General features: G+C 63.6%; 26 protein-coding genes. 9 read left to right on the top strand and 17 right to left on the bottom strand.

The window, feature by feature from the left end; translation table 11 throughout:
- The first annotated feature begins 172 nt into the window (after positions 1–172).
- Together ACK8CP_RS09910 and ACK8CP_RS09905 are read left to right on the top strand one after the other, a co-directional pair.
- Complete coding sequence (locus tag ACK8CP_RS09910; protein ID WP_414831634.1) at positions 173–1,744, top strand: trimethylamine methyltransferase family protein; 1,572 nt, start codon at positions 173–175, stop codon at positions 1,742–1,744.
- Between the two features lie 52 nt (positions 1,745–1,796).
- Positions 1,797–2,711 carry a helix-turn-helix transcriptional regulator gene (locus ACK8CP_RS09905; protein WP_414831633.1) on the top strand — a complete coding sequence of 305 codons (915 nt, stop codon included), beginning with the start codon at positions 1,797–1,799 and terminating at the stop codon, positions 2,709–2,711.
- Here the strand turns inward: ACK8CP_RS09905 and ACK8CP_RS09900 are convergent.
- Positions 2,687–3,313, bottom strand: a complete 627-nt coding sequence (locus ACK8CP_RS09900) for a glutathione S-transferase family protein (RefSeq protein WP_128292657.1) — start codon at positions 3,311–3,313, stop codon at positions 2,687–2,689. The two genes, ACK8CP_RS09905 and ACK8CP_RS09900, sit on opposite strands and share 25 nt — an antisense overlap.
- Positions 3,314–3,371: 58 nt before the next feature.
- Here ACK8CP_RS09900 and ACK8CP_RS09895 point away from each other — a divergent pair, with 58 nt between their 5' ends.
- Together ACK8CP_RS09895 and ACK8CP_RS09890 are read left to right on the top strand one after the other, a co-directional pair.
- Positions 3,372–4,034 (top strand): hypothetical protein, encoded by a 663-nt coding sequence (locus ACK8CP_RS09895; protein ID WP_414831632.1) that lies wholly within the window; start codon positions 3,372–3,374, stop codon positions 4,032–4,034.
- A 179-nt stretch (positions 4,035–4,213) separates the two neighbouring features.
- Positions 4,214–4,645, top strand: coding sequence for a DUF4345 domain-containing protein (locus ACK8CP_RS09890; protein WP_414831631.1), 432 nt, complete (start codon positions 4,214–4,216; stop codon positions 4,643–4,645).
- On the opposite strand, the gene ACK8CP_RS09885 is transcribed toward ACK8CP_RS09890, so the two are convergent.
- The 14 genes from ACK8CP_RS09885 to coxB form a co-directional block, all read right to left on the bottom strand.
- Positions 4,602–5,024 (bottom strand): MAPEG family protein, encoded by a 423-nt coding sequence (locus ACK8CP_RS09885; RefSeq protein ID WP_414831630.1) that lies wholly within the window; start codon positions 5,022–5,024, stop codon positions 4,602–4,604. The two genes, ACK8CP_RS09890 and ACK8CP_RS09885, sit on opposite strands and share 44 nt — an antisense overlap.
- 102 nt (positions 5,025–5,126) lie before the next feature.
- Positions 5,127–6,608: an MFS transporter gene (locus tag ACK8CP_RS09880; RefSeq protein ID WP_414831629.1), complete on the bottom strand. Its 1,482-nt coding sequence runs from the start codon at positions 6,606–6,608 to the stop codon at positions 5,127–5,129.
- A 200-nt stretch (positions 6,609–6,808) separates the two neighbouring features.
- Positions 6,809–7,825 (bottom strand): magnesium transporter CorA family protein, encoded by a 1,017-nt coding sequence (locus tag ACK8CP_RS09875; protein WP_414831628.1) that lies wholly within the window; start codon positions 7,823–7,825, stop codon positions 6,809–6,811.
- 55 nt (positions 7,826–7,880) lie between these two features.
- Positions 7,881–8,369, bottom strand: a complete 489-nt coding sequence (gene rnhA / locus ACK8CP_RS09870; protein ID WP_205649910.1) for a ribonuclease HI — start codon at positions 8,367–8,369, stop codon at positions 7,881–7,883.
- Positions 8,366–9,331 (bottom strand): homoserine kinase, encoded by a 966-nt coding sequence (thrB, locus tag ACK8CP_RS09865; RefSeq protein WP_414831627.1) that lies wholly within the window; start codon positions 9,329–9,331, stop codon positions 8,366–8,368. The genes rnhA and thrB overlap by 4 nt, the downstream gene beginning before the upstream one ends.
- 9 nt (positions 9,332–9,340) lie before the next feature.
- Entirely contained in the window at positions 9,341–10,300 is a 960-nt protein-coding gene (gene ispH / locus ACK8CP_RS09860) for a 4-hydroxy-3-methylbut-2-enyl diphosphate reductase (protein ID WP_092809594.1), read from the bottom strand.
- 58 nt (positions 10,301–10,358) lie between these two features.
- Positions 10,359–11,111, bottom strand: a complete 753-nt coding sequence (locus ACK8CP_RS09855; protein WP_414831626.1) for an SURF1 family protein — start codon at positions 11,109–11,111, stop codon at positions 10,359–10,361.
- Positions 11,108–11,494 (bottom strand): DUF983 domain-containing protein, encoded by a 387-nt coding sequence (locus ACK8CP_RS09850; protein WP_414834232.1) that lies wholly within the window; start codon positions 11,492–11,494, stop codon positions 11,108–11,110. The genes ACK8CP_RS09855 and ACK8CP_RS09850 overlap by 4 nt, the downstream gene beginning before the upstream one ends.
- Before the next feature lie 49 nt (positions 11,495–11,543).
- On the bottom strand, positions 11,544–12,377 hold the full coding sequence (locus ACK8CP_RS09845; protein ID WP_234630629.1) for a cytochrome c oxidase subunit 3: 834 nt from the start codon (positions 12,375–12,377) through the stop codon (positions 11,544–11,546).
- A 43-nt stretch (positions 12,378–12,420) separates the two neighbouring features.
- Positions 12,421–13,005 (bottom strand): cytochrome c oxidase assembly protein, encoded by a 585-nt coding sequence (locus tag ACK8CP_RS09840; protein ID WP_414831625.1) that lies wholly within the window; start codon positions 13,003–13,005, stop codon positions 12,421–12,423.
- Complete coding sequence (locus ACK8CP_RS09835; protein ID WP_164879595.1) at positions 13,005–13,157, bottom strand: hypothetical protein; 153 nt, start codon at positions 13,155–13,157, stop codon at positions 13,005–13,007. The genes ACK8CP_RS09840 and ACK8CP_RS09835 overlap by 1 nt, the downstream gene beginning before the upstream one ends.
- Positions 13,158–13,168: 11 nt before the next feature.
- Positions 13,169–14,092, bottom strand: coding sequence for a heme o synthase (locus tag ACK8CP_RS09830; RefSeq protein ID WP_414834231.1), 924 nt, complete (start codon positions 14,090–14,092; stop codon positions 13,169–13,171).
- Positions 14,093–14,250: 158 nt separating this feature from the next.
- The gene (ctaD, locus tag ACK8CP_RS09825) at positions 14,251–15,900 is read right to left on the bottom strand and encodes a cytochrome c oxidase subunit I (RefSeq protein ID WP_092809604.1); all 1,650 of its coding nucleotides are present in this window, start codon (positions 15,898–15,900) and stop codon (positions 14,251–14,253) included.
- Positions 15,901–15,936: 36 nt separating this feature from the next.
- Positions 15,937–16,860 (bottom strand): cytochrome c oxidase subunit II, encoded by a 924-nt coding sequence (coxB, locus tag ACK8CP_RS09820; protein ID WP_234630632.1) that lies wholly within the window; start codon positions 16,858–16,860, stop codon positions 15,937–15,939.
- Between the two features lie 306 nt (positions 16,861–17,166).
- On the opposite strand from coxB, the gene ACK8CP_RS09815 reads away from it, so the two are divergent.
- A complete protein-coding gene (locus ACK8CP_RS09815; protein WP_370642451.1) occupies positions 17,167–17,670 on the top strand; it encodes an invasion associated locus B family protein in 504 nt (167 codons plus the stop codon).
- 108 nt (positions 17,671–17,778) lie between these two features.
- Here the strand turns inward: ACK8CP_RS09815 and bmt are convergent, their stop codons facing one another.
- Entirely contained in the window at positions 17,779–18,783 is a 1,005-nt protein-coding gene (gene bmt / locus ACK8CP_RS09810) for a betaine--homocysteine S-methyltransferase (RefSeq protein ID WP_414831624.1), read from the bottom strand.
- Positions 18,784–18,966: 183 nt separating this feature from the next.
- On the opposite strand from bmt, the gene ACK8CP_RS09805 reads away from it, so the two are divergent.
- Complete coding sequence (locus ACK8CP_RS09805; protein ID WP_234630634.1) at positions 18,967–19,446, top strand: DUF992 domain-containing protein; 480 nt, start codon at positions 18,967–18,969, stop codon at positions 19,444–19,446.
- Between the two features lie 153 nt (positions 19,447–19,599).
- A complete protein-coding gene (locus tag ACK8CP_RS09800; RefSeq protein WP_414831623.1) occupies positions 19,600–20,694 on the top strand; it encodes a ribonuclease T2 family protein in 1,095 nt (364 codons plus the stop codon).
- On the opposite strand, the gene ACK8CP_RS09795 is transcribed toward ACK8CP_RS09800, so the two are convergent.
- Positions 20,695–21,309, bottom strand: coding sequence for a YitT family protein (locus ACK8CP_RS09795; RefSeq protein ID WP_234630636.1), 615 nt, complete (start codon positions 21,307–21,309; stop codon positions 20,695–20,697).
- A 382-nt stretch (positions 21,310–21,691) separates the two neighbouring features.
- On the opposite strand from ACK8CP_RS09795, the gene ACK8CP_RS09790 reads away from it, so the two are divergent.
- Both ACK8CP_RS09790 and ACK8CP_RS09785 read left to right on the top strand, forming a co-directional pair.
- The gene (locus ACK8CP_RS09790; protein ID WP_414831622.1) at positions 21,692–23,419 is read left to right on the top strand and encodes an ABC transporter substrate-binding protein; all 1,728 of its coding nucleotides are present in this window, start codon (positions 21,692–21,694) and stop codon (positions 23,417–23,419) included.
- Between the two features lie 295 nt (positions 23,420–23,714).
- The gene (locus ACK8CP_RS09785; RefSeq protein ID WP_414831621.1) at positions 23,715–24,893 is read left to right on the top strand and encodes an iron-containing alcohol dehydrogenase; all 1,179 of its coding nucleotides are present in this window, start codon (positions 23,715–23,717) and stop codon (positions 24,891–24,893) included.
- The last annotated feature ends 29 nt before the right edge of the window (positions 24,894–24,922 follow it).

The following is a 24,922-nucleotide window of genomic DNA, read 5'->3' as shown; positions in this document are numbered from 1 at the left end:
GGACATTTAGAGCAAGCCAATGCTTTGATCACGACCTGAGATGATTTTGTCTGCGACCTGGAATTTTTCGAGTTTTCCCGCCGCGTCACACTCTGCCGCAGGCGGAAGACCATGCGGGCAAGCGGCGCTCTAGCCTTCTCTGACGATTTCCGCTGAGGCAGGAGCGCTGAGGATGGGCACGACCGACGAAACGGCCAGTGTGGACGAGCGTGGCGGACGGCGCCGCCGGGCAAGCGGCGGAGCGGAGGCGAGGCGGGCGAAACGTTCCGGCTCGCGCTCTCTCCAGATGCCCTTCATTCGCCGCATCCTCCCCGAGCAGACGGTTCTCGACGAAGAGGGCCTGGCGCTCATCGAGCAGAACGCCGACACGGTGCTTGAAGAAATCGGCATCGAGTTTCGCGAAGATCCCGAAGCGCTCGAGATGTGGCGCGAGGCGGGGGCAGACGTCTCCGGCGAGCGAGTACGCTTTCCCAAGGGTCTGTGCCGCGAGCTTCTGAAGACGGCGCCCCAGACGTTTACGCAGCATGCTCGAAATCCCGAGCGTTCGGTCGAAATCGGTGGCAAGGCGACGGTGTTTGCGCCGGTCTATGGCCCGCCTTTCGTCCGCGATCTCGACAATGGCCGCCGCTACGGCACGATCGAGGATTTCCAGAACCTCGTGAAGCTCGCCTACCAGGCGCCGGCGCTGCACCATTCCGGCGGCACGGTGTGCGAGCCGGTCGATATCCCGGTCAACAAGCGCCATCTCGATATGGTCTATGCCCATATCCGCTATTCCGACAAACCCTTCATGGGCTCTGTCACGGCGCCGGAACGGGCCGCTGATTCGGTTGCCATGGCGCGCATGGTCTTCGGCGAGGAGTTCGTCGACCAGAACTGCGTTTTGATCAACCTGATCAACGTCAACTCGCCGATGGTCTTCGATGCGACGATGCTGGGCGCGCTCAAGACCTATGCGCGGGCGAACCAGGGCACGATCGTGACGCCCTTCATCCTGGCGGGCGCGATGTCGCCGGTGACGGTCGCGGGAACGCTCACCCAGATCCTGGCGGAAGTTCTCGCCGGCACCGCCTTCACACAGCTTTGCCGGCCCGGTGCGCCGGTGATCATGGGCACCTTCGCCTCGTCGATCTCGATGCAGTCGGGCGCGCCGACCTTCGGCACGCCGGAGCCGACTTTGGTGCTTTACGGCGCGGCGCAGCTCGCCCGCCGCCTCAATCTGCCGTTCCGCTCCGGCGGCTCGCTCTGCGCCTCCAAGGTCTGCGACGCGCAGGCGGCCTATGAAAGCGCGCAGACCCTCACGCCGACGGTGATGGCCGGCACGAACTTCGTGCTGCATGCGGCGGGCTGGCTCGAAGGCGGGCTCGTCTCGTCCTATGAGAAATTCGTCATGGATTGCGACCAGCTCGCCATGATGCAGCAGCTCTCGCGCGGCGTGGACCTTTCAGAAAACGGCCAGGCGATGGACGCGATCCGCGAGGTGGGACCGGGCAGCCATTATCTCGGCTGTGCCCACACCCAGGCAAATTTCGAGACCGCGTTCTACCGCTCGCCTGTCGCCGACAACAATTCCTTCGAGCAATGGCTGGCGGAAGGCTCAAAGACGGCCGAGGAACGCGCCAATGGGCTGTGGAAGAAATGGCTCGCCGAGTATGAGGCGCCACCGCTCGACGAGGGCATCGACGCAGCGTTGAAGGAGTTCATCGAGACGACCAAGGCCTCGATGCCGGACGCCTTTAGCTGATAACACACAATATGTGTTGACACGCGTATGATGTGTTATTTAGGTTTGTCGCATGACAGACCTCGATCCCACACGCCTCAAAAACCTCCGCAAGGAGCTGGGGCTGACACAGGCGCAACTCGCGGAGCGCCTTTCCACCACCCAGCAGACGATCGCCCGCTGGGAAGGCGGGCGCGCGCATCCGAGTATCGCCGCATTGCGCGATCTCGCCGTGATTTTCGGCGTCTCCGTCGATGATATTCTGGGCACCAATCCGCTCGGCACGAAGCCCGCCTCAAGCCATTATCATCTCCTTCAAAACGACAGCGACGGCTATTGGGGCAATCTCGGCATTCGGCTCTCGGGATCAGACAAGAGCCGCTGGTACCCGCTGAGCGCTGCGAACACGGAGCGCGTGTATGAGGGCATCGGGGTGAAAGAGTGGCTGAGCCTAGCTACGCTCAACAACCGCGTGCTTCTCATCAATCAGCCGAACATCAAGGCGTTGAGCCTTTTGCCGGAAGAGGCAGATGCCCCGGAAGGTGACTGGGACGTCGCCTATCCCGAGGTCGAAGGCGTGCCGCTGGAGATTTACCGGGCGCTCGCCGATGTCGCCGGATCTTCGGACGATGACCTGGGAGAGAGTTATTCGCCGGCGCTCATCGCGACCTGCCGCGACTTCATGAAGGAGATGAACATCGACGAAGAGAACGCCTACGGCTTCGTCTTCTTCACGCACGTCCATTTCACCGACGGCACGAGCCAGTCCGGCTATATCGAGGCGAACGAGGCCGCGCAGCTCTTCTTCGAAGCAGAAGAGGACATGCCCGCGACCCCGATCCTTTTACGCTTTGCCGAAAAAGGGCTCGATATGCTGCTGCCGGAAGAAGCCGTCGCCTTCATCGACATGCCGCTCATCGACGTCATCGACGCCATGAAGAAGATCAATGCCGCGAAGGCTGCTCAGACCGGCGCGTCGAAGGGCTGATAGATCGTCTTGAAGGCGGGCAGTGCCTCGAGCCGTTCCGCATGTGCTTTGAGCGCCGGATAGGTGGCCATGTCGACGAGACCCGGATGCGCCTCGCTCAAAAAGCGCAGGGCCGTCGCGACGAAAATGTCGGCATGGCCGATCGAAGAGCCGAGCCAGTAGGGCGCGTCGAGCCGCTTGCGGTCGGTCTCGAGCGCCGCGAGAACGCCCGAGATCTGGTTGCGACAGCGCTCCATCCAGATGTCGGATTTTTCCCCGTGCAGGCGCAATTCGTAGATGAGGCTGACGGCCTTGTCGGCGAGCCCTGAGGCGAGCGAGGCGATCTTGATCGCGCGGTGGCGTGCCGGCTCTTCGATCGGAAACATCGCCCGCTCCGCCCCGACGAGATTGTCGAGATAATCGAGGATGGCGTGGCTTTCGATGAGGACGTCGCCATTGTCGAGGACGAGGGTCGGCACCCGCATCAAGGGGTTGTAGGCGCGGATCTTGTCGCCATCGCCGAAAACCGACCAGGGCCGGTGCTCGAACGGCATGTCGTAGAGCGTGAGCGCCACGCCGACGCGCCGCACGAAAGGGGAATCGTATTGGCCGATGAGGATCATGCTTGCCCCCTGAAAAGGTCAGGAATACGTACCTGCGCAGCGAGAGGGAGACAAGCTGGTGCTGAGCGAGATCGCAGCGAGGCTGGGACGCCACGGCCTCATCCTGCGCGGCGGATTTCACCCTGACAAGGACGAGGCGGAGCTCGATGGCTGCGGTACGCTCCTCCTCGTCGGCAATGCCGGGCCGGCGATGTGGCGGGCCTTCGCGCCACATGCGGGGGAGGGCCCTGACCCGCTCGACCGCTGGACTGAGCACGTGGTGGAGCCCGTTGCGGAAGCTTTCGGCGGCAAGGCGGTCTATCCGTTCGATCGGCCGCATCGCCCGTTCCAGCGCTGGGCGGGGAGAGCGGAAGGGCTCGGGCCGTCGCCGCTCGGCATTCTGATCCATCCCGAGTACGGGCTCTGGCACGCCTACCGCGCCGCTTTGCTCTTCGCCGAACGTTTCGATCTGCCGCCGCGTCCAGCTCCAGACATGCCGTGCGAGAGCTGCACCGAAAAGCCCTGTCTCAAAACCTGCCCCGCTGGCGCCGTCAGCGAAGCGGCCTATGACGTGGCGGCCTGCGCCGCCCATATCACGAGGCGCGAGGCCGATTGTCTCGCCGTCGGCTGCCACGCCCGCAACGCCTGTCCGGTCGGCGCCGCTTACCGCTATCAGCCGGCGGAGACGGCGTTTCACATGCGGGCTTTTGCACGCTTCCTGCCCCGCGCCGCAACGGCCTGAGGAGAGACGAGCACGCGACTCCGGTTTGTCGGCGCTCCGAAGGCTGGTCGCGGACCGATGTGCGCGGTTGCGCGGGTGCGGTTTTGGCTCGCCGAGGGAACACCAGGAGAGGGGAGCGGTTTTTGTCCGGTCAGGCCGCGGCGCATGACGAAGCCCGCGCGCGAAAGATCGGATCCCCCTTGCCTGCTTCCCGAGAACGCCTTCTTCTCCAGATTGTCGTTGCGATCCTGTCGCTGATTCCGCTTTCCGCCGGCGCAGCGGGCGTCGTCCTCGGACCCGGCTTCCTGCAGGCGTCCGCCCCATGGCCGGTCGACCTCGACAGCCATCTGCGCTTTCTCTCCGGCGTCTTCTTCGGCGTCGGCCTCGCTTTTCTCTCCTGCGCCCCGGCGATCGAGAGGAAGGGAGAGCGCTTCCGACTTCTTTCCATGCTGATCGTTCTCGGCGGCCTCGCCCGGCTTCTCTCGCTGGTGCTTGCGGGCTCGCCTTCGCCCGGTCATGTCGGCGGGCTGGTCATGGAGCTTGCCGTGGTGCCGTGTCTCGTCGTCTGGCAGAGGCGGGTGGCCCGCCTCAGATCCCGAACAGGATCTGCAGTGCAAACATCACCCACATGAGGAGAAGGACGAAGAGGCCGAAGGCGAAGATGCGGAAGCGGGACCGCAGTTTGTTGGAGCCGGTGTGGATATAGGCGTGCAGGATGCGGCTCGCGACGAAGACGAAGCTCAGGATGACGAAGACGAAGCCCGCCTTGTTGGTCAGGACCGCCAGCGCCGTGAGGGCATAAAAGAGGACCGGCAGCTCGAACTGGTTGCGATAGCAATTCGCCGCCTGCAGGGCTTTCGTCGGCCAGTTCGGCTCGTTGAGGGCGATCTCGTCGGGATTGACCTCGCCGCGGCGGATCGCGGCAAACCGCACCCGGCCCATATGGAAGGCGAGAAAGAAGGTGAGGCCGACCTGGATGAAGGTGGGCAAAAGAACGAGGAAGAGCGGCATTGAGGCTCCGGTTCAAAGGATGAGACAGCGTAAGGCGGGTGACGCGCAAGACCAAGGGGCGGGACCGCCCCTTGGCTTTTGAGATCGCGCACGAAGGGCGCGTCAGGCCTGCGCCGACAACGGCTCCGCCACGTCTTCGAGACCACGCTGCTCGGCCTTGACGCCGAAGACGATGGCGATTCCGGCCGCCACGAAGAGGAGGGCGGCGGCGAAGCAATAGCCGTAGAAGACGTCCATCGGGTTGCCGGTCCCGATCAAGGAGCCGAAAATCCAAGGCGCCAACACGCCGCCTGTGGCCGTTCCGATGGCGTAAAAGAGCGAAATCGCCATGGCGCGCATCTCCAGCGGAAAAACCTCGCTGACGGTGAGATAGGCCGAGCTTGCTGCCGGTGAGGCGAAGAAGAAGATCACCGTCCACATCGCTGTCTGGGTCGCTGCCGTCAGCGCGTCCTGGACGAAGAGGATGCCGGTGACGACGAGAAGCGTCGCGGCGATACCGTATGTGGCGGAGATCATCTGCCGCCGTCCGATCGTGTCGAAGAACGAGCCGAGCACGAGAACGCCGAGGAAATTGCCGATGGCGAAGGGCAGAAGGTACATGCCGGTATCGCTCGACGGGACCTCGTAGAAGCGCGTCAGGACCATCGCATAGGTGAAGAAGATGGCGTTGTAGAGAAACGCCTGCGACACCATCAGCGACAGGCCGAGGACGGAGCGTTTCGGGTAGGTCTTGAACATCGTCTTGAAGATGATGGCAAAGCCGAAGACCCGGCGCGGATGGATGGTGATCGCCTGATCCTTCGACGGCCGCTCCAGCTTTTTGCCGGTCTCTTTCTCGATTTCGTCCTCGATGCCTTTGACGACCTTTTCCGCCTGCTCTTCGTAGCCATGGGTGGCGAGCCAGCGGGGGCTTTCCGGCACATAGCGGCGCACCAGGAGAATGCAGAGGCCGAGAATTGCGCCGATGCCGAAGCCGACGCGCCAGCCGATATCGGTCGGCAGAATGTCCGGATCGAGAAGCACGAGGGTGGACAGCGAGCCGACGGCGGCGCCGAGCCAGTAGGAGCCGTTGATGAAAAGGTCGATCCGCCCGCGCACCCGCGCAGGAATGAGCTCGTCGATGGCGGAGTTGATCGCCGCATATTCCCCGCCGATGCCCGCGCCCGTCAGGAAGCGGAAGAGCGCGAAACTCCACCAGTTCCAGGAAAAGGCGGTAAGGAGCACGCCGACGAGATAGAGCGTCAGCGTGACGAAGAAGAGAACTTTTCGGCCGAAACGGTCGGTGAGATACCCGAAGACGATGGCCCCGACGACGCAGCCTGCCAGATAGAACGACGCGATTGCGCCGATCTGCGCACTGGTGAAGTTGAGAGTTTCAGGTTCTTGCAGGACGCCGCTGATGGCGCCTTTGAGGGTGACTTCCAGGCCGTCGAGGATCCAGGTGATGCCGAGCGCGAAGACGATCAGCCAATGGAAGCGGCTCCATGGCAGGCGGTCGAGCCGCGCCGGGATCAAGGTTTCGATGGGGTCCGGTTTTTGGGTTTCCGCGTCGTCTCTCTGGGTACCCGCGTATCTGTCCGTCACGGCCTGTCACCTCCGTTCGATCGGAGATGCAAACCCCTGGTAGAGACCGGGGTTCCTCGTTTTGCGGCGCAAAAATGACAAAAGACCGGAAAAAACGCGGTGCAGGGGGCTTTCAGATGGGGGCGAAGAGGCGCCTTGCGCGACCGAGGTGCGGAAAAATACCCGTCAGAGGGGAGTGAGGCGCGCGTGGCGGAAGGACATCAAAGCCATCCACGGCGCTTGAAGTAGAGAAGCGGCAGACCGGCGGAGACGAGCATCAAAATGAGCGCGAACGGATAACCGAAGCTCCAGCCGAGCTCCGGCATGCCTTCGAAATTCATCCCGTAGATAGAGGCGACCAGCGTCGGCGGCACGAAGATGACGGCGACGACGGAAAAAATCTTGATGATCTGGTTCTGCTCCAGATTGATGAGGCCGAGCGTCGCGTCGAGCATGAAGCTGAGTTTGGTGGAGAGGAAACTCGCATGCTCGCTCAGGGATTGGGCGTCGCGCACCAGGATGCGGGTGCGGTTCCTGGCTTCCTTGTCGGCCTTTTCCGCCTTGTCGCCCTTGGCACGCGGCGACAGCGTGTGGTGGTAGGTCAGAAGGCGCGACAGCGAGACGAGGCTTTCGCGCACCAGCGACAGGAGATCGCCCTGCCGGCCGATCTCGCCCATGGTCGAGCGCAGGTCGGCGGTCTTGCGGCTGACCTTCTTCACCTTGCTCTGAAAGACCCCGTGCGACATGGAATCGATGTCGTGGCCGATCAGCTCCAGAAGGTCGGCGAGCCAGTTCACCTGCGCTTCGAGGAGGCCGAGCATGATGGCCTCGGCCGTATCATAACGTTCGCCCGTGCCCTTCTGAGCCTGCGCGAGGAAGGTGCGGAACTGACGCGGTTCGGCATAGCGCACGGTGACCAGATGGCCGTTGCGCAAAATGAAGGCGACAGGCGTCTTGGCGGGCTCGCCGCTCTGCACGCCGACGACCGTCGTGACGGTCATGAAGACGGCGCCTTCCTCCGCATAGAGGCGAGAGGACGGTTCGATCTCTTCGAGGTCGGCGACAGCCGGGATGTCGATGCCGATATAGTTTTCGACCGTTGCGGCCTCGGCCGCGGTCGGTTCCAGAAGATCGATCCAGAGAGGCGCGCGGGCGGTGTCTGCGAAATGCGGAGAGGTGAGGTCTGCGCCATCCACGGGCACGAGCCGGTCACCCTGGGTCTTGTAGATCTGCAGCATCCTGGCTCCTTCTGCGGACGGGGAAGGGAACGCCTAGCGCCCCGTTTCGATCCGCTCAAGAGCGTGGTGTGCCGGCCTTCCTTCCGCCGTTCTTGAACGGCGCCATGCCTTTTCTGGCGAGCGCGTCGGCGCGCTCGTTCATCTCGTCGCCGGCATGGCCGCGCACCCAATGCCATTCGACATCGTGCTGCTTGATCGCAGCCGTCAGCGCCTGCCACAGATCGACGTTCTTGACCGGCTTCTTGGCGGCTGTCTTCCAGCCGTTCTTCTGCCAGTTTTTCACCCAGCTGGTGATGCCCTGGCGCAGATATTCGCTGTCGGTGTGAAGCGCGATGCGCGACGGCCGCTTGAGAGCGCCGAGCGCCTCCACCGCGGCGGTCAGCTCCATGCGATTGTTGGTGGTTTCGCCTTCGCCGCCGCAGAGCTCCTTTTCCACCCCGCGATATTGCAGAATGGCACCCCAGCCGCCCGGTCCCGGATTGCCGGAACAGGCGCCGTCGGTGTGGATGACGATGGCGTCTTTATCGGTGTCTTTATCGCTCAAAGGTCGTAGCCGTATTCGCTGCTCGAGCGGACGCTGCGGTGGAAGCGCAGCTTGCGCACGAATTCTCCCGGGTCCTTGCGCGTAACAAAGGCGCCGGGCGGTGTGGTGTTCCAGTCGTAGAGACGGGTGAGGAGAAAGCGCAACGCCCCGCCGCGCGCCAGAATGGGCAGCGCCTCGCGCTCCTCCTGGGTCAGTGGCCGGCTCTTTTCGTAAGCCGACAAGAGCGCATGCGCCTTGGTGACGTTGAAGGTCGTCTCCGGCTCAAAGCACCAGGCATTGAGGCAGATGGCGAGGTCGTAGGCGAAGAAGTCGTTGCAGGCGAAATAGAAGTCGATGAGGCCGGACAGCGCGTCGCCGAGGAAGAAGACGTTGTCTGGGAAAAGATCGGCATGGATGACGCCGGACGGGAGATCTTTCGGCCAGTTGTTTTCCAGAAAATCGAGCTCGTCGGAGAGGAAGGCGTGCAGGCTCTCGTCGGGTTCGCTTGCCGCCTCGTAAGCGCGTTCATGCAGCGGCCGCCAGTCGGCGACGGTCAGCGCATTGGCGCGATGCATCGGAAAATCGCGGCCCGCCTCGTGCATCTGGGCGAGCGCCCGCCCGAGCTCGGCGCAATGAACGGTCTGCGGCCGGCGGACCCACATCCCGTCGAGGAATGAAAAGATCGCCGCGGGCCGTCCGCCGAGTTCGCGCAGCGCCACCCCGTCGCGGCCCTTGAGCGGCGTCGGACAGACGATGCCGCGGTCCGCCAGATGTTCGAGGAGCGACAAGAAAAAGGGCAGATCCTCGGCTTTCACCCGCCGCTCATAGAGCGTCAGGATGTAGAAGCCGGCATCGGTGTGCAGAAGGTAATTCGAGTTCTCGACGCCCTCGGCGATGCCCTTGAAGGCGAGCAGCGTGCCGAGCTCGTAGTCTTTGAGGAACGCCTGAAGCTCGCCGTCCCCAATCTCCGTATAGACTGCCATCCGTGGCGTTTACGCTGCAGCCTGGTCGCGCAGGGCCCGCGGCAGCAGGAAGGTGATGTCTTCCTCCGCCGTCGTCACGAGCTCGATCTTGAGATCGAAGCGCTCGCGGAAGGCGGCGACGACTTCCTCCACCAGAACTTCCGGAGCCGAGGCGCCGGCCGTCAGTCCGACGCGGCTGATGCCGTCGAAATCGGCCCAGTCGATCTCCGCGGCGCGGTTGATCAGCATGGCCTTGGGGCAGCCCGAACGTTCGGCGACTTCGCGAAGGCGCCGGGAATTGGAGGAATTCGGTGCGCCCACGACGAGCATGCGTTCCACCGTCGGGGCGACGGCCTTCACCGCCTCCTGCCGGTTGGTGGTGGCGTAGCAGATGTCGCCCTTCTGCGGGCCGGCGATCGAGGGGAAGCGCTCCTTCAGGATCTCCACCATCTCGGCCGTATCGTCGATCGAGAGCGTCGTCTGGCTGATCCAGGAGAGGTTCTCTGGATCCTTCGGCGTGAAGGCGCGCGCGTCCTCCGGCGTCTCGATCAGGGTGACCGTGCCAGGTTCGAGCTGGCCCATCGTGCCCTCCACCTCCGGGTGGCCGGCATGACCGATGAGCACGATCTCGCGGCCGCGGCGCTCATGCAGGATCGCTTCCTTGTGCACCTTGGAAACGAGCGGGCAGGTGGCGTCGAGATAGAAGAGGTTTCGGGCGGTCGCCGCTTCCGGCACGCGTTTGGCGACGCCATGCGCGGAAAAAATCACCGGCTGCTCGGTCTCCGGAATCTCGTCGAGCTCTTCGACGAAGACGGCGCCCTTTTCCTTGAGCGTCTCCACGACGAAGCGGTTGTGCACGATCTCGTGGCGGACATAGACCGGAGCGCCGTAGCGCCTCAGCGCTTCTTCCACCACCTGGATGGCACGATCGACGCCGGCGCAGAAACCGCGCGGGGCGCAAAGATGAAGTGTGATCTGAGGTTTGGTCATGGGTCGTCCCGTTCAGGGCGAGGTAGGTCCGAGGGTGGGGTGAAGTCAAGCGTCGCCATCACCGCAGGCCCGATTGCATATCGTTTTCAGCCCTTTCGCCGCGCAGACGCGGGGCGGCAAACATGAGGAAAACCGCAACGAGCGCGATCGCGAGCCCATACCAGGTGAGCGCATATTGCAAATGGTCGTTGGGGAAAGACATGCGCGTTTCGCCTGCCTGAGGCAGGGCCGGCCCGTCGGGCGAGGCGAGAAGGTCGAGCGTCATCGGCGCGACCGGCCCGGCGAGGTCTTTGGCCGCCGAGATCGCGGCGATGGAGCGGGAGAAGAAGAGATCCTCGCCAGGCTTGTTGTCGGGAGTGAGCCAGGTCGGCGGATCGTCGGGGCGGATGAGGCCGGAAATCTCGACGGTGCCCTCCGGCGGTGGCGCCCATTCCGCCCGATCCGGCACGAAGCCGCGATTGACGAGAACCGTGCCCCCGGCATCGCGGGCAAACGGTGTCATGATCCAGGCGCCGGGGCCGGAGGCGGGGCCGCGCGCATCGCCGAGCGGCAGGCTCGTGAAGACGCGCACTTCCTTTTCCGGCAGGTAATGGCCCGAAAGCGCGATGCGGCGGTAATGCAGATCGGCGATGTCGCCGGTGAAGATCGCCTCCTCCGGCACGGGCGGCAGCGAGGGCCGCTCCGCCACCTGCGCGATCAGGTCTTCTTTCCAGGCGAGACGCCGGAGCTGCCAGTTGCCGAGCGAGACGAGGATGGCGACGGCGACGATCACGAGAACGCCGGGGACGAGGAGGCGGCGGAGGCTCCTCATTGGCCGCTGCGGTCGATTTCGCCTTCTTTCGCTTTGTTGGCGTATTGCAGCGCCACGGCCAGACCTTTGAGCGGCCTCAGCAGGACGAGGCAGAGAACGAGAACGATCGGCAGCCACAAAACGATGTGCACCCAGAAGGGCGGGGTATAGGCGAGCTCCACGATGACGGCGGCGCCCGACACCAGAAAGCCGACGAACGTCATGGCGAAAAAGGCTGGCCCGTCGGCGGAATCGGCAAAGCCATAGCCGAGCCCGCAAGCGGGACAGGCCTCTTTGAGCTTCAAGAAGCCGTCGAAGATGCTCGCCTGACCGCAGCGCGGGCAGCGCCCCCGAAGTCCGGCCGAAACCGGATCGGGAGATTTGGTCGGGATCGCCTCGGGCATCATGACATCAAAGGATGGTCCGGCGGACCATCCCTCCTTGTGTGTGAATTCAGTGCGTGACCGCGCCGGCCGTTCCCCACACATAAATGCAGGCGAAGAGGAAGAGCCAGACGACGTCGACGAAATGCCAGTACCACGCGGCCGCCTCGAAACCGAAATGCTTCTCCGGCGTGAAGTCGCCGCGCATCGCCCGCCACAGGCAGACGGCGAGGAAGATGGTGCCGACGATGACATGGAAGCCGTGGAAGCCGGTCGCCATGAAGAAGGTCGCGCCGTAGATGTTGCCGCCGAAGGAGAAGGCGGCCTCGGAATATTCGTAGGCCTGCACGCAGGTGAAGAGGACGCCGAGGACGAGGGTGGCCGCGAGGCCCCATTTGAGCCCGCGCCGATCGTTCACAAGCAGCGAGTGATGCGCCCAGGTGACGGTCGTGCCCGAGGTCAAAAGGATCAGCGTATTGAGAAGCGGCAGATGCCAAGGATCGAAGACTTCGATGCCCTCAGGCGGCCAGGTGCCGCCGGTCAGTTCCGCGCGCATCGGCTGAACGGCTTCTCCGGCATAAAGGCTCGCATCGAAGAAGGCCCAGAACCAGGCGACGAAGAACATCACCTCCGAGGCGATGAACAGGATCATGCCGTAGCGCAGATGCAGGGAGACGACGCCGGTGTGATGGCCCTGATGGCTTTCCTTGATGACGTCGCCCCACCAGCCGATCATCGTGATCAGGACGCCGAGCAGCCCTGGAGCGATCCAGTAGACGCCCGCTCCTTTCATCGCGGCGATGGCGCCGAGTGCGAGTGCGAAAGCCGACACGGAGCCGACGAACGGCCACGGGCTGGGGTCCACCAGATGGTAGTCGTGGTTCTTGGCGTGGGCCTCTGCCATCGTTTCCTCTCTTGCAGGATCGCCGCTTCGGGCGCCCGATTGGTTACAGCTGTGCCGACGGGTTGTCGGCAGGCGCCTGCGCCACCGGCTCCGTCGGATTTTTCTCAGGGTAGAAGGTGTAGGACAGCGTGACGGTCGTGATCGGATCCATGTCCGTGTCTTTCACGAGCGCCGGGTCCAGGAAGAACTGCACCGGCATTTCCGCTTCTTCGCCGGGCTCCAGCCGCTGCTCGGTGAAGCAGAAGCAGGCGATCTTGTTGAAATAGGCGCCGGTCTGATCGGGGGCGACGTTGAACGCCGCCGTGCCGACCGTGGTGCTGTCTGAGAGATTCTTGGCGCGGTATTTGATGAAATAGGTCTCGCCGACCTTGGCGCGGATGGAAGCCTGCTCCGGCTTGAAGCTCCACGGCAGCCCGACGACATTGGAATCGAAGCGCACGGTGATGACGCGGTCGACGATCTCTTGTGATCCGGCGCTGGCGCGCTGCGTGGTGCCGCCATAGCCGGTGACGGAGCAGAAGATGTAATAGAGCGGCACGGCCGCATAGGCGGCGCCGACCATCCCCACCGCGACGCCGGCGAGAATGACGCCGACGAAGAGGTTGCCGCGTTTCTTCTTGTCAGCCATCAGCCGCCTCCTGCGAGGTTGGGTCCGATCCGAATGATGGTGATGGCGTAGAAGACGACCACGAGAGCCGCCAGAATGAGGCCGATGGCGACCGAACGGCGGCGCCGGCTGCGCTTCTGTTCTTCGGTGAGCTGGATGCGGTCTTCAGACATGGACATGTTGCTCATGCGCTTACGAGCCTCTCGAGTGCCGGGGCGAGCGCCGCGTCGAGCATCAACATGGCGAAGAGAACGAAGAGATAGACGATCGAATAGCCGAAGGCCTTCTTCGCCGCTCCATGCTCGGCTTCCTTTTCGCGCAGCACCTTGAAGGCGTGGAAGATGAAGAGGGTGCCGAGCACGATCGCCGCCCCGCCGTAGAAGGGGCTCGCAAAGCCGAGCGCGAAGGGGGCGACGCCGAGCGGCGCGAGAATGAGGGTATAGGCGAAAATCTGCCGCCGCGTGGCGCGCTCGCCATGCGTGTTGGGCAGCATCGGGACGCCGGCCCGTCCGTAATCCTCCTGCACGAAGAGGGCGAGCGCCCAGAAATGCGGCGGCGTCCACAGCAGGATGATGAGGAAGAGAAGGACGGGGTAAAGCGTGACGTCGCCCGTCACGGCCGCCCAACCGATCATCGGGGGGAGAGCGCCCGCCGCCCCGCCGATGACGATGTTCTGTGCGGTAAACCGCTTCAGGAACATCGTGTAGATGACGCCATAGAAGAAGATGGTGAAGGCGAGGAGCGCCGCCGCGAGCCAGTTGACGGCGAGCCCCAGCGTCATCACGGAGAAGATCGAGAGCGTGAGGCCGAACGTATAGGCTTCCGCCGTGCTGACGCGGCCCATCGGGATCGGCCGTGAGCGCGTGCGCTTCATCAGCCCGTCGATATCGACCTCATAGGCCATGTTGAGGACACCGGAGGCGCCGGCGCCGACCGCGATGGCGACGACACCGATCGCGGCGAGGACCGGATGCAGATGCCCCGGCGCGACCACCATGCCGGTGAGCGCGGTGAAGATCACGAGCGACATCACCCGAGGCTTCATCAGGGCGAAGTAATCGCCGGGCTTTGCCGTCATCACAAGGGCGGGATCGACCGCCGGGCTCATCTCGTTCGCTGCTCTGGCCACGCATTCCTCGTCGTTTCTTGCTGGTGCCGGCCCCGCGGTGTTGCCGGGCCGGTCCATTCGCAAGGCAGAGGCGGTTCGCCCGCTTGCCGGAGGTCTAGCCCTCAGCCCCGCGAGGGGCGGGCCGGACGCTCATGCCGTCATTTGATCCGCGGCAGCTCTTCCCACTGGTGGAAGGGCGGCGGGGACGGCAGCTGCCATTCCAGGGTCGTCGCGCCCGGTCCCCACGGATTGGGTCCCGCGACCCGCTTCTTGGAGAAGGCTTCGAAGATCCCATAGAGGAAGATTAGGACGGCGATGCCGGAAAGGTAGGAACCGATCGACGACACGTAGTTCCAGCCGGCGAATGCGTCCGGGTAATCGATGTAGCGGCGCGGCATGCCGGCGAGGCCAAGGAAATGGTGCGGCATGAACACCATGTTGACGCCGATGAACGTCACCCAGAAATGGGTTTTCGCGATCACCGAATTGTACATGTAGCCGAACATTTTCGGGAACCAGTAATACCAGCCCCCGAAGATGGCGAAGACCGCGCCGAGCGACAGCACGTAGTGGAAGTGCGCGACGACGAAATAGGTGTCGTGCAGCGAGCGGTCGAGACCGGCATTGGCGAGCTGCACGCCCGTCACGCCGCCGATGGTGAAGAGGAAGATGAATCCGACCGCCCACAGCATCGGCGTGCGGAACGAAATCGAGCCGCCCCACATCGTCGCGATCCAGGAGAAGATCTTCACGCCCGTCGGCACCGCGATCACCATCGTGGCGAAGGTGAAATAGGCCTGCGTGTCGACGTCGAGACCGACCGTGTACATGTGGTGCGCCCACACGATGAAGCCGACCGCGCCGATCGCCACCATGGCATAGGCCATGCCGAGATAGCCGAAGATCGGCTTGCGCGAGAAGGTGGAGACGATGTGCGAGACGATGCCGAAGCCCGGCAGGATGAGGATGTAGACCTCCGGGTGACCGAAGAACCAGAAGAGATGCTGGTAGAGGATCGGATCACCGCCGCCCGACGGGTCGAAGAAGGTGGTACCGAAGTTGCGGTCCGTCAAAAGCATGGTGATGGCGCCTGCGAGCACCGGCAGTGACAGAAGCAGAAGGAAGGCGGTCACCAGCACCGACCAGGCAAACAGCGGCATCTTGTGCAGCGTCATGCCCGGGGCGCGCATGTTGAAGATGGTGGTGATGAAGTTGATGGCGCCGAGGATCGACGAAATGCCGGCGATGTGCAGCGCCAGAATGGCGAAGTCCATGGCCGGTCCCGGCGAGCCGTAGGTGGAGAAGGGCGGGTAGATGGTCCAGCCCTGACCGGCGCCGTAGCCGCCCGGATTTCCCGGCACGAACATGGAGATGAGCAAGAGGATGAAGGCCGGCGGCAGGAGCCAGAAGGAGATGTTGTTCATCCGCGGGAAGGCCATGTCCGGCGCGCCGATCATGATCGGTACGAACCAGTTGCCGTAGCCGCCGATCATCGCCGGCATGACCATGAAGAAGATCATGATCAGGCCGTGCGCGGTGGTGAAGACGTTGTACATCTGCTTGCCGCCGTCGAGGGCGGCACCCGCATCGTAGCCGTAGACCATCTGGGCGAGCCCGTGGAAGATCTGGATGCCCGGCTCCTGCAGCTCCATGCGCATGACGACGGAAAGGCCGCCGCCGATGATCCCCGCCATGATGGCGAAGATCAGATACATCGTGCCGATGTCTTTGTGATTGGTGGAATAGACGTAGCGTTTCCATCCGGTTGGATGGTCGTGCGCCTCATGTACCGCAGCAGCGTTCGCCATAGGGGTCGTATCCTCTGATAGGTTCGCGGGCGCGCCTCAGCGCAGCGCCACCTTGTCGTCGTTGTCTTGGTTTTCCTGTTCGATCGCCTGGGCGAGAGACTGGTTGGCCCCCTCGATGTCATCCACAGCTTGGCTCGCCCATTGCTGGAATTGATCCTTCGAGACGACGCGCATGGCGATCGGCATGAAGGCGTGATCCTTGCCGCAGAGTTCCGAGCACTGGCCGTAGAAGAGGCCTTCGCGGTTGGCCTTGAAGTAGGTCTCGTTGAGGCGCCCCGGCACCGCATCGATCTTGATGCCGAAGGGCGGCATGGCGAAGGAGTGAATGACGTCGGCCGAGGTCACCTGCACGCGCACGAAGGTGTCGACAGGCACCACCACGGGATTGTCGACGGAGAGGTTGCGCACACCGTTCTCCGGCAGATCCTCGTCGGGGATCATGAAGGCCTGAAAGCTGATCTCGTCGGTGATGCCGTTCGACTTGCTGTCGTCGTCGATGCCGTATTCGTAGCCCCAATACCATTGGTGGCCGGTGACTTTGACGGTGAGGAACTTGTCCGTCTCGGGGTTGTATTCCGAGTAGATTTTGGAGGGATCGAACTGGCCGTAGAGCAGCCGGAAAGACGGAACGGCGATCAGAACGAGGATCAGAACCGGCAGCACCGTCCACAGAACTTCGATCGTGGTGTTGTGGGCGAAGCGGGCGGGTTCGGGATTGCGCTTGGCGTTGAAGCGGACGGCGCACCAGGCCATCAGCCCGAAGACGAAAACGCAGACCGCCAGCATAATGGCGAGCGTGTACCAGGCAAACCAGTCGACATATTGTGCGACTTCACTCGCGGCTTCCTGCAGATTGACCTGCCAATTGAATGGTCCGCTGTCGACCGGCTGCGCCAGCGCTTGGGAACCGAGGGCGAAAAGCCCCGACAACGCGCCGAAAGTTCGAGCCAGAGCTCTCATGAACACCTCTTCATCTTTCTCCGCCACAGAAAGACCATCTAGGCGGGGTCCGTTCACCAGCCAGTGCAAGAAACGGCCTCGGCTGCAAGGTTTGTTTGGAACAGACCTAAACTCCGTCAATGCCAGGGAGGCCAACTTCCGCACATCTGCGGCATTTTCGCCATCATGTGCGGCATTTTGGCCTGCGGCTCAAGAGGCGATGCTGCGTGCAGCCATTTCTTGAATGGCCATCGGCGGTCTGGTACCGCTCAATCCCGATTCGGAACCGGCGGTCGGGGCCCGCCACCTTGAGAAGGTTGATCTCAGTTGCGCTTTCCCGCTTTCCTGCTGTCCGCCCTTATTCTTGGGGCCGCCGTCTTGCTTCCGGCCGCGGCCGAAGCCCAGGGCACCGTCAAATCCAAGCATGGCGACTGGGAGGTGCGTTGTGACACCCCTCCCGGCGCGCAGAACGAGCAATGCGTCGTGATGCAGTTCGTCACCGCCGAAGACCGGCCGAATGTCGGCCTCACGGTGATCGTGCTGAAGACCGCCGACAAGCAGGCGCGCATCCTGCGCGTTCTGGCGCCGCTCGGCGTTCTCCTGCCGCGAGGTCTCGGCCTCAGGATCGATGACGATGATCTGGGCTCTGCCGGTTTCGTGCGCTGCCTGCCCAATGGCTGCGTGGCCGAGGTCATCATGGACGATGATCTGTTGAAAAAGATGCAGAGCGGCACGAACGCGACGTTCATCATCTTTCAGACGCCGGAGGAGGGGATCGGCATTCCGATCGCGCTGGCCGGCTTCAAGGACGGCTACGCCGAGCTTCCCTGAAGATCTTGGGATTTCCGGAGGCCGCCGACAGGTGCGGGGGCTCAAACGGTGATTGAGGCGTCGCTCCAAACGACGCCTCTTTTTGTATGATCCGAGAGCGGAGCGACGTCAGGCGCGTTCGCGGCGGCCCGTGCGTTTCCGGCCTTCCCCGCCTTCCTCACGCGGCGGAGCAACCAGCGGACCGATCAGCTCTTCGATATGGGCGCGGTCTGGCCGCTCGCCGCGATTGTGGCTGTCGATGGCCGTGCGGATCGCGACGAGATGCTCCGGCGTGGTGCCGCAGCAGCCGCCGACGATGCGCGCGCCGGCATCCATGGCGAGATGGGTGTAGCTCGCCATCAATTCCGGCGTGCCGGAATAATGCACATGGTCGCCCTTCACCTGCGGGATGCCGCAATTCGCCTTGGCGATCACCGTGAAGCCGTTCTTCTGGGCCTCCATGGCGAGAACGGAGACGAGAAGATCCGAGGCTCCGACGCCGCAATTGGCTCCGAAAGCCTCCGGCGCCTGTGACAGGCCGTCGAAGACTTTTGCGAGATCTTCCGGCTTCAGCCCCATCATGGTGCGTCCGGCCGTGTCGAAGCTTGCCGTCGCCGTGTAGGGCATGCCGGCGTTGATGGCGCCTTCGGCCGCGGCGCGGATTTCTTCCACGGACGACATCGTCTCGATCCAGCAGATATCGGCGCCGCCGGCCTTCAGCCCCTTGGCCTGCTCTGTGAAGGCTTCGATCGCCGCGTCCATCGTCAGCTCGCCGAGCGGGATGAAGAGCTCGCCGGTCGGGCCCATCGAACCCGCGACGACGACCTCGCGGCCCGTCGCGTCGGCGGCTTCGCGCGCGATCTCGGCCGCCAGCTTGTTGAGCTCGAAGACGCGGTCCTGGGCGTTGTGCAGCTTCATCCGGAAGCGATTGGCACCAAAGGTATTGGTGAGGATGATGTCGGAGCCCGCGCCGAGGAAGCCGTCATGCAGCTTGCGGATTCGGTCGGGATGGTCCGCGTTCCACAATTCCGGCGGATCGCCGGCCGTCAGCCCCATCTGAAAGAGGTTTGTGCCGGTCGCGCCGTCCGCCATGAGGACGTCTTTGCGGGCAAGAAGCTCTTGCAGTTTCGCCATCTTCGATCTCACGCTTGCTTTGCGGACCGCATGAAACACCTCCGCCCGCCGCCGGCAAGGGGCGCCCCGCCATATTTGATCCCGCGTTGGGTCTCAAATCGCTCTGGAACGGTGCGCGCCGGGCTGCGTTGGCGCAGCGACGGGCGCCCTCCGGCGGTGCCGTATCTCAAGGAGATTTCATCAATGAAGAAGATTCTGACAACGCTGGCGATCGCTGCGGGTCTGGCCATGCCGACGGCCGCCCTCGCGCAGGATGGCGTCGAAATCGGCTCGCTCGATTGCCTCGTCGAAGGCGGTGGCGGTTTCATCATCGGCTCGACCAAGAATCTCACCTGCACCTACACGCCGACGGATGGCAGCCAGAAGGAGAGCTATGCCGGCACGGTGAAGAAGTTCGGTCTCGACGTTGGCGTCACTGAGGAGAGCTTCATCAAATGGCTCGTCTTTGCTCCGACCGGCTACGACTACGCGCAAGGCGCGCTCGCCGGTGATTATGCGGGTGTCGGCGCCGAGGCGACCGTCGGCGGCGGCGTCGGCGCCAATGTTCTGGTCGGCGGTTCCGAGAAGAGCATCACCCTGCAGCCGGTCAGCGTGCAGGCACAGAAGGGCCTGAACCTCGCAGTCGGGTTCCAGTCGTTCACGCTGCGTCCGCTCATTCAGTAATCTTTCGCGCATCGTTTCGGCGCACTGCTTTTCGAGGCCGCCGGGGTCGTTCCCGGCGGCCTTGCCATGTCTGCTGCGACGCTTGACGGGGCTGACATCTCCCGCGCCCTATGCTGAGGCGGTGGCAGAGATGAGACGCGCCGAGGACGGACCATGCGGAAAATCGTCGTGCTTTTTGCGCTTCTGGGCCTGGGGATAGGTCGGCCGGCACTCGCCCAGCAGGTCGATCTCGAGGGGTATTTCATCGCCCTGAACGCCTGCGAGGCGACGCAGAAAAAGACGAGCGACAATCCGGGCGGGATCCGGCTCGAGATCATGCGCGCCTACAAAATGCTCGCGCGCAACGATACGCCGGGCACGCATTACCGCGTCGAGGTGCCGGGAGCGCCGGAGAGCGAGGCGCGCTGGGTGCCGATGGATTGCGGAGTTTTCGCGCCCGAGACGGCTCTTGTCGGTGAGCCTCAGCCTTCTCAAGACGGGACCGAGACCGCAAAGGACACGACCGCGGGAAACGAGACGGCCGAGCAGGCGCAAAGCGGCTTTGCTCCCGACAGTCTTGGATACGTGCTCGCGGCCTCCTGGCAGCCGGGCTTTTGCAAGACCGAGGCAGGGCAGGACAAGCCGGAATGCCGGCTTCTGCGGCCCGGCCGTTTCGATGCCCTGCATTTTTCTCTGCACGGCCTGTGGCCCGACGATCTCTCCGACAAGGCGATCTATCCCTGCTATTGCGACCCGGGTCCTGCCGTCGCCTGCACGCAGAACCGGCCTCCAGCCGAGACGATCGAGCTCGATCCGGATCTCCTGGCGGCCCTTGCCGTGGTCATGCCAGGGGTTCAATCGGGCTTGCATCGCCATGAATGGAGCAAGCACGGCACCTGTTACGAGGACGATGTGACGGGCGACGACCAGGATTCGAACCCCAACGAGTATTACCGCGAATCCCTGTCGCTGATGGCGCAGCTCAACAATTCGCGGGTCTGGGAGCTGTTTGCCCGAAATGCCGGCAAAGAGCTCTCGCGCGATCAGATCGAAGAGGCCTTCGACAGCTCGTTCGGCGAGGGCGCCGGCCAGCGCGTCATCGTGCGCTGCGACGAGGCGACCGGCGACATCACCGAATTGTGGATCTCGCTCAAGGGCCACATCGACGAGAGGCCGGATCTCGCAAAGCTGATCGACGCGGCGCCGCCGGCGGCGAACTCGAACCGGGAAGAAAGCTGTGCGAGCGGCCTGGTCGTCAAGGTGGAATGATCAGCTCACGCCGACATACCGCCCGGGGCGGTGGTTGATGGCGAGGATGAAGTTGAGCACGGCGGCGCCGAGGAGCGAGAGAAGCACGCGATCGGCATCGACGACGAAAAGCGCGATGACCATGATCGTCGCGTCGATGGCAAGCTGCACATAGCCCGCCCGCAGACCGTAATTGTCCTGCAGATAGACCGACAGGATGTTGACGCCGCCGAGCCCGGCGCGGTGGCGAAAGAGTGCCAGAAGCCCCATGCCGATGAGAATGCCGCCCATGATCGCGGCATAAAGCGAGTTGATCTCGCCAAGCCCGATCCATTGCGGTGTCAGGCGCGCAAACAAGGAGACGAGGCCGACGGCGATGAAGGTGGCGATGGTGAAGCGCCATCCCATGCGCCCGACGGCAAGTGCGTAAAACGGCAGGTTGACGACGAAGAAGGCGATCGGGAACGGAATCCCCGTCGCATACTGGATGAGGAGCGAGATGCCTGCCGTGGATCCCGTCAGAAGCGTCGCCGTCGAATAGATCGAAAGGCCGAGCGCCACGAGCAGCGTACCGATGAGAAGTGCCAGAGCATCTTCGTAGAGCCGGTGCTTATGGGCGGGAGGCTGATCGGTCATGTGAGGTTCTGAGCCGTGTTTCGAGACAGAGGAGGGTGGTCGCGTTCTCTCGGTCAAGCAAGCGACGTGCCGGTCCGCTCCTGCCGTTTCCGGTCCGAGTTCCCCGTCCGCTGCGGGGCAAGGATGCACGTTTTTGCGCTAGACGTGATGCGGGAAGCGGGCAAGAACCTTTCGCGCCGAAACGCCCCATTGCGGCCGTGCCTTGCTCGTAACTTGCCGGCTGTCATGGCGAGCTAGGTGATTCCCGTCACAGCCATGCTAAATTTGCTGTCCAGGAAGACTTCTGCGCGTTGGGCCGGCCGGTTGCCGCCCGCGCGCTTTTGCCGGGCGCCGTCGCCCGAAGGATATGTGCCGCTACGGCGGAGAGAGAGTGAGCATTGTCATGACGCGTGAGACCGAGATGCGGCCCCACCCCAAGGCTTTGGAAGCGCAGGAGCTGATGGCGCGCGGACGCCTGAGCCGTCGCGCCTTCATCCGCATCGCCGCCTTGACGGGAATGTCGGCGGCCGCTGCTTACGCCGTGGCGGGCCTGCCGACCCCGGTCTATGCGCAGACGATCGGCAACGTGCCCTTTCAGAATCCGGACGACGACCCGCAGGAAGGCGGCATCATCAAGGTCGGCATGCAGGTCCAGAAAATGGACGATCCGGCCATCTATGCGTGGACGGAGGCATCCAACCAGACCCGGCATATTCTCGAATATCTGACCTATACGACGCCGGACAACGTCACCCATCCGATGCTGGCGGAAAGCTGGGAAGCCTCCGACGATCTGACCGAATGGACGTTTTATCTCCGCCGCGGTGTGCGCTGGCACAACGGCGAGGAGCTCGTCGCCGACCACATCCGCTTCAACGTCGAGCGCTGGTGCGATCCGGCGCTCGGCTCCTCCAATCTCGGTCTCGCCTCGATCGCGGCGATGCTGGAAGAGGTGGAATCCGACGAGAAGGCTGAGGGTGAGGATGCCGCTCCGAAGCGTGTGAAGAGGCTGCGCGAGGATGCCGTCGAGGTGGTTGACGACCACACCATCCGTTTCAAGCTGTCGCGGCCCGTGCTCTCCTTCCCCGAGGATATGTACAATTATCCGACGGCCATCGTGCATCCGAGCTTTAAGGCGCCTTTTTCGGACAATCCGATCGGCACCGGTCCGTTTGCTCTGGCAGAGCTTGTCGTCGGCCAGCGCTGCATCCTGAAGCGCGTGCGCGAGATCGGCGAGGAGCCGTTCCAGTATTGGGGCGGCGCGGTGTTTCTCGACGAAATCCACTATTACGACGTGCCGGAAGAGACCCAGCTCACGAGCTTTGCCTCCGGCGACATCGACGCGATCTTCGAATTCGGCGTCGAGCAGATGGAGCTCGCCCAGGCGCTCGACGGGAACATTCTTTCGACCCGCACAGCGCAAACGCTCTGCCTGCGCTTCCAGGTCGATCAGGAGCCCTGGACCGACAAAAGAGTGCGCCAGGCGTTCGTCAAAGCCTGTGACAATGCCGCGATGCTTCCGCAGGTTTTTCCCGAGAGCGGCGATGTCGGCTGGAACCACCATGTCTCGCCGCTCCATCCGGAATATTTCCCGCTGCCGAACCTCGATCGCGATGTCGAGGCTGCGAAAGCTCTCCTCGCCGAGGCGGGGCAGGAGAACCTCGAAGTCACCGTGGCTTGCGGCAAGACCGACGGCCCCTGGCAGCAGACGGTCTGCGAGATCGTCCGCGATCAGGTGAAGGAAGCCGGCATCACCTTGAACATCAACATCATGGCGACGGCGAAATACTGGGAGATCTGGAAGGACACGCCCTTCGGCGCGACACAATGGACGCACCGCCCGCTCGGCACCATGGCTCTGTCTCTCGGCTACCGAACCGGCGTGCCCTGGAACGAGACGCATTATTCCAATCCGGAATTCGATGCCGCGCTCGACGAGGCGGAAACGATTTTGGATGCGCAGAAGCGCAAGGCCGCCATGGAGAAGGTGGAAAAGATCCTTCAGGACGATGCAGTGATGGTCCAGCCGATCTTTCGCCCGGTCTACACGATCTCCTCCAAGAAAGTGCACGGCTACCCCGCGCATCCGAGCCAGTACCATCAGTTCAACAAGGTCTGGATCGAGCGTTGAGGCCCTGAGGCGGCGGCCTGCGGGTCCCGCTCGCCTCGGATCGCGTCTCCCTCTCTCGGGCTTGGTGAGATCTGCCATGCGCTGACGGCGTATCTCGGCATCGAATGCCGCGGTGCCTGCGGTGGCAATCTGCGCTATGCGGCCGCCTTCGAAGGGTTTGAACGGGCAGCCGGACGCCGTTCCCGCCGTGAACCTGCAGCAGCGCGGCGTGAGGGCCGCATCGACGCTCCCGAAATGAGGATTGCAATGCTATCCTGCCAGAATGTCGCATCAGACGACGATGGGAGGGGCACCAATGCTGGGAACCACGATGAATCAGGTCGCCGATTTTGCTGACATTCCGGTCGTTTTCGGCCAGGGACGTGCGATGCGGATCGCGCAGGACGTGTCGGCGCTCGTCGGTGAGGCTGCGAACGTCCTGCTTGTCGCCGATTCCGGCCTGCGTCCGCACGGCCATATTCTCTGCCTCGAAGAGGCGCTCCTGGGCGCCGGCCATCAGCTGGCGATCTACGACGACGTCTCCGGCGAGCCGACGGAAGCTCAGGTGGCCGAAGCCGTTGCTGCCGGGTCCGGCGATTGGACGAAGCTCGTCATCGCGCTTGGCGGCGGTTCGGCGATCGATCTCGGCAAGATCACCGCGGCGATGCTCGCCAATCCGGGCGAGGTGACGCGCTACCGCATGGCGGAGATGCCGTTTGCCGCCAAGGCCATTCCTTTGATTGCCATGCCGACCACCTCCGGCAGTGGTGCCGAGTTCACCGCGACGGCCGATCTTCTGGCCAGTGACGGCACCAATTACTGGTATCGCGCGCCGGAGCTGATGCCCGCGCTCGTGCTTCTCGATCCCGAACTGGTCTGCACGCTTCCGGGAGTCCCAACGGCGACCACCGGCATTGATGCCCTGGTGCACGCGGTGGAAGCGGCGACCGGACGGAGGGCGAGCCGCGAAAGCCAGGCGGCTGCGCTCTCCGCCATCTGGCTTATTTGCGAGAACCTGCCCGTTGTGATGAGCGAGCCCGACAATCTCTCGGCCCGCGCCGGCATGATGCAGGGAGCGGCCTTGGCCGGGATCGCGATTGAGAAAACGGGAACCGGGCTTGCCCACAATATCGGCTATGCACTGGGCGCACTCGCTCCCATCCCGCATGGTCTTGCGGTCGGCATCGGCATGGCGGCGACGGCCGAATGGTCGGCGGAGGGAAACCCGGACGGCTTTGCGGCCGTTGCGGAGGCGATGGGCGTCGAACGAAAGCCCGAGGCCTTTGCGCCGGCCTTTCGTGCCCTTTGCGCCGAGATCGGCTTGTCGCTCGACCCGCCGGCATTGTCCGGCATTTCCGTCGAAGCGCTTGCTGCGCGCATGGGTGCGGAGGAAAACGCCCCGATGTTGGAGGCGAACACTCGCTTCATCGGCGATCGCGACCTGCCGCAGCTCGCGGCGCGGGTGCTTCACAAGGCGGCCCGAAACGCGGCGTGATGCGTCAGAGGCGCGGCAGCTGCCTGCGC

Origin of the sequence: Afifella sp. YEN Y35 (genome assembly GCF_047553465.1) — a bacterium.
Classification (GTDB): Bacteria; Pseudomonadota; Alphaproteobacteria; order Rhizobiales; family Afifellaceae; genus Afifella; species Afifella aestuarii.
Note: the sequence above shows the minus strand (reverse complement) of the source record. Positions and strands in the feature narration are given on the sequence as shown.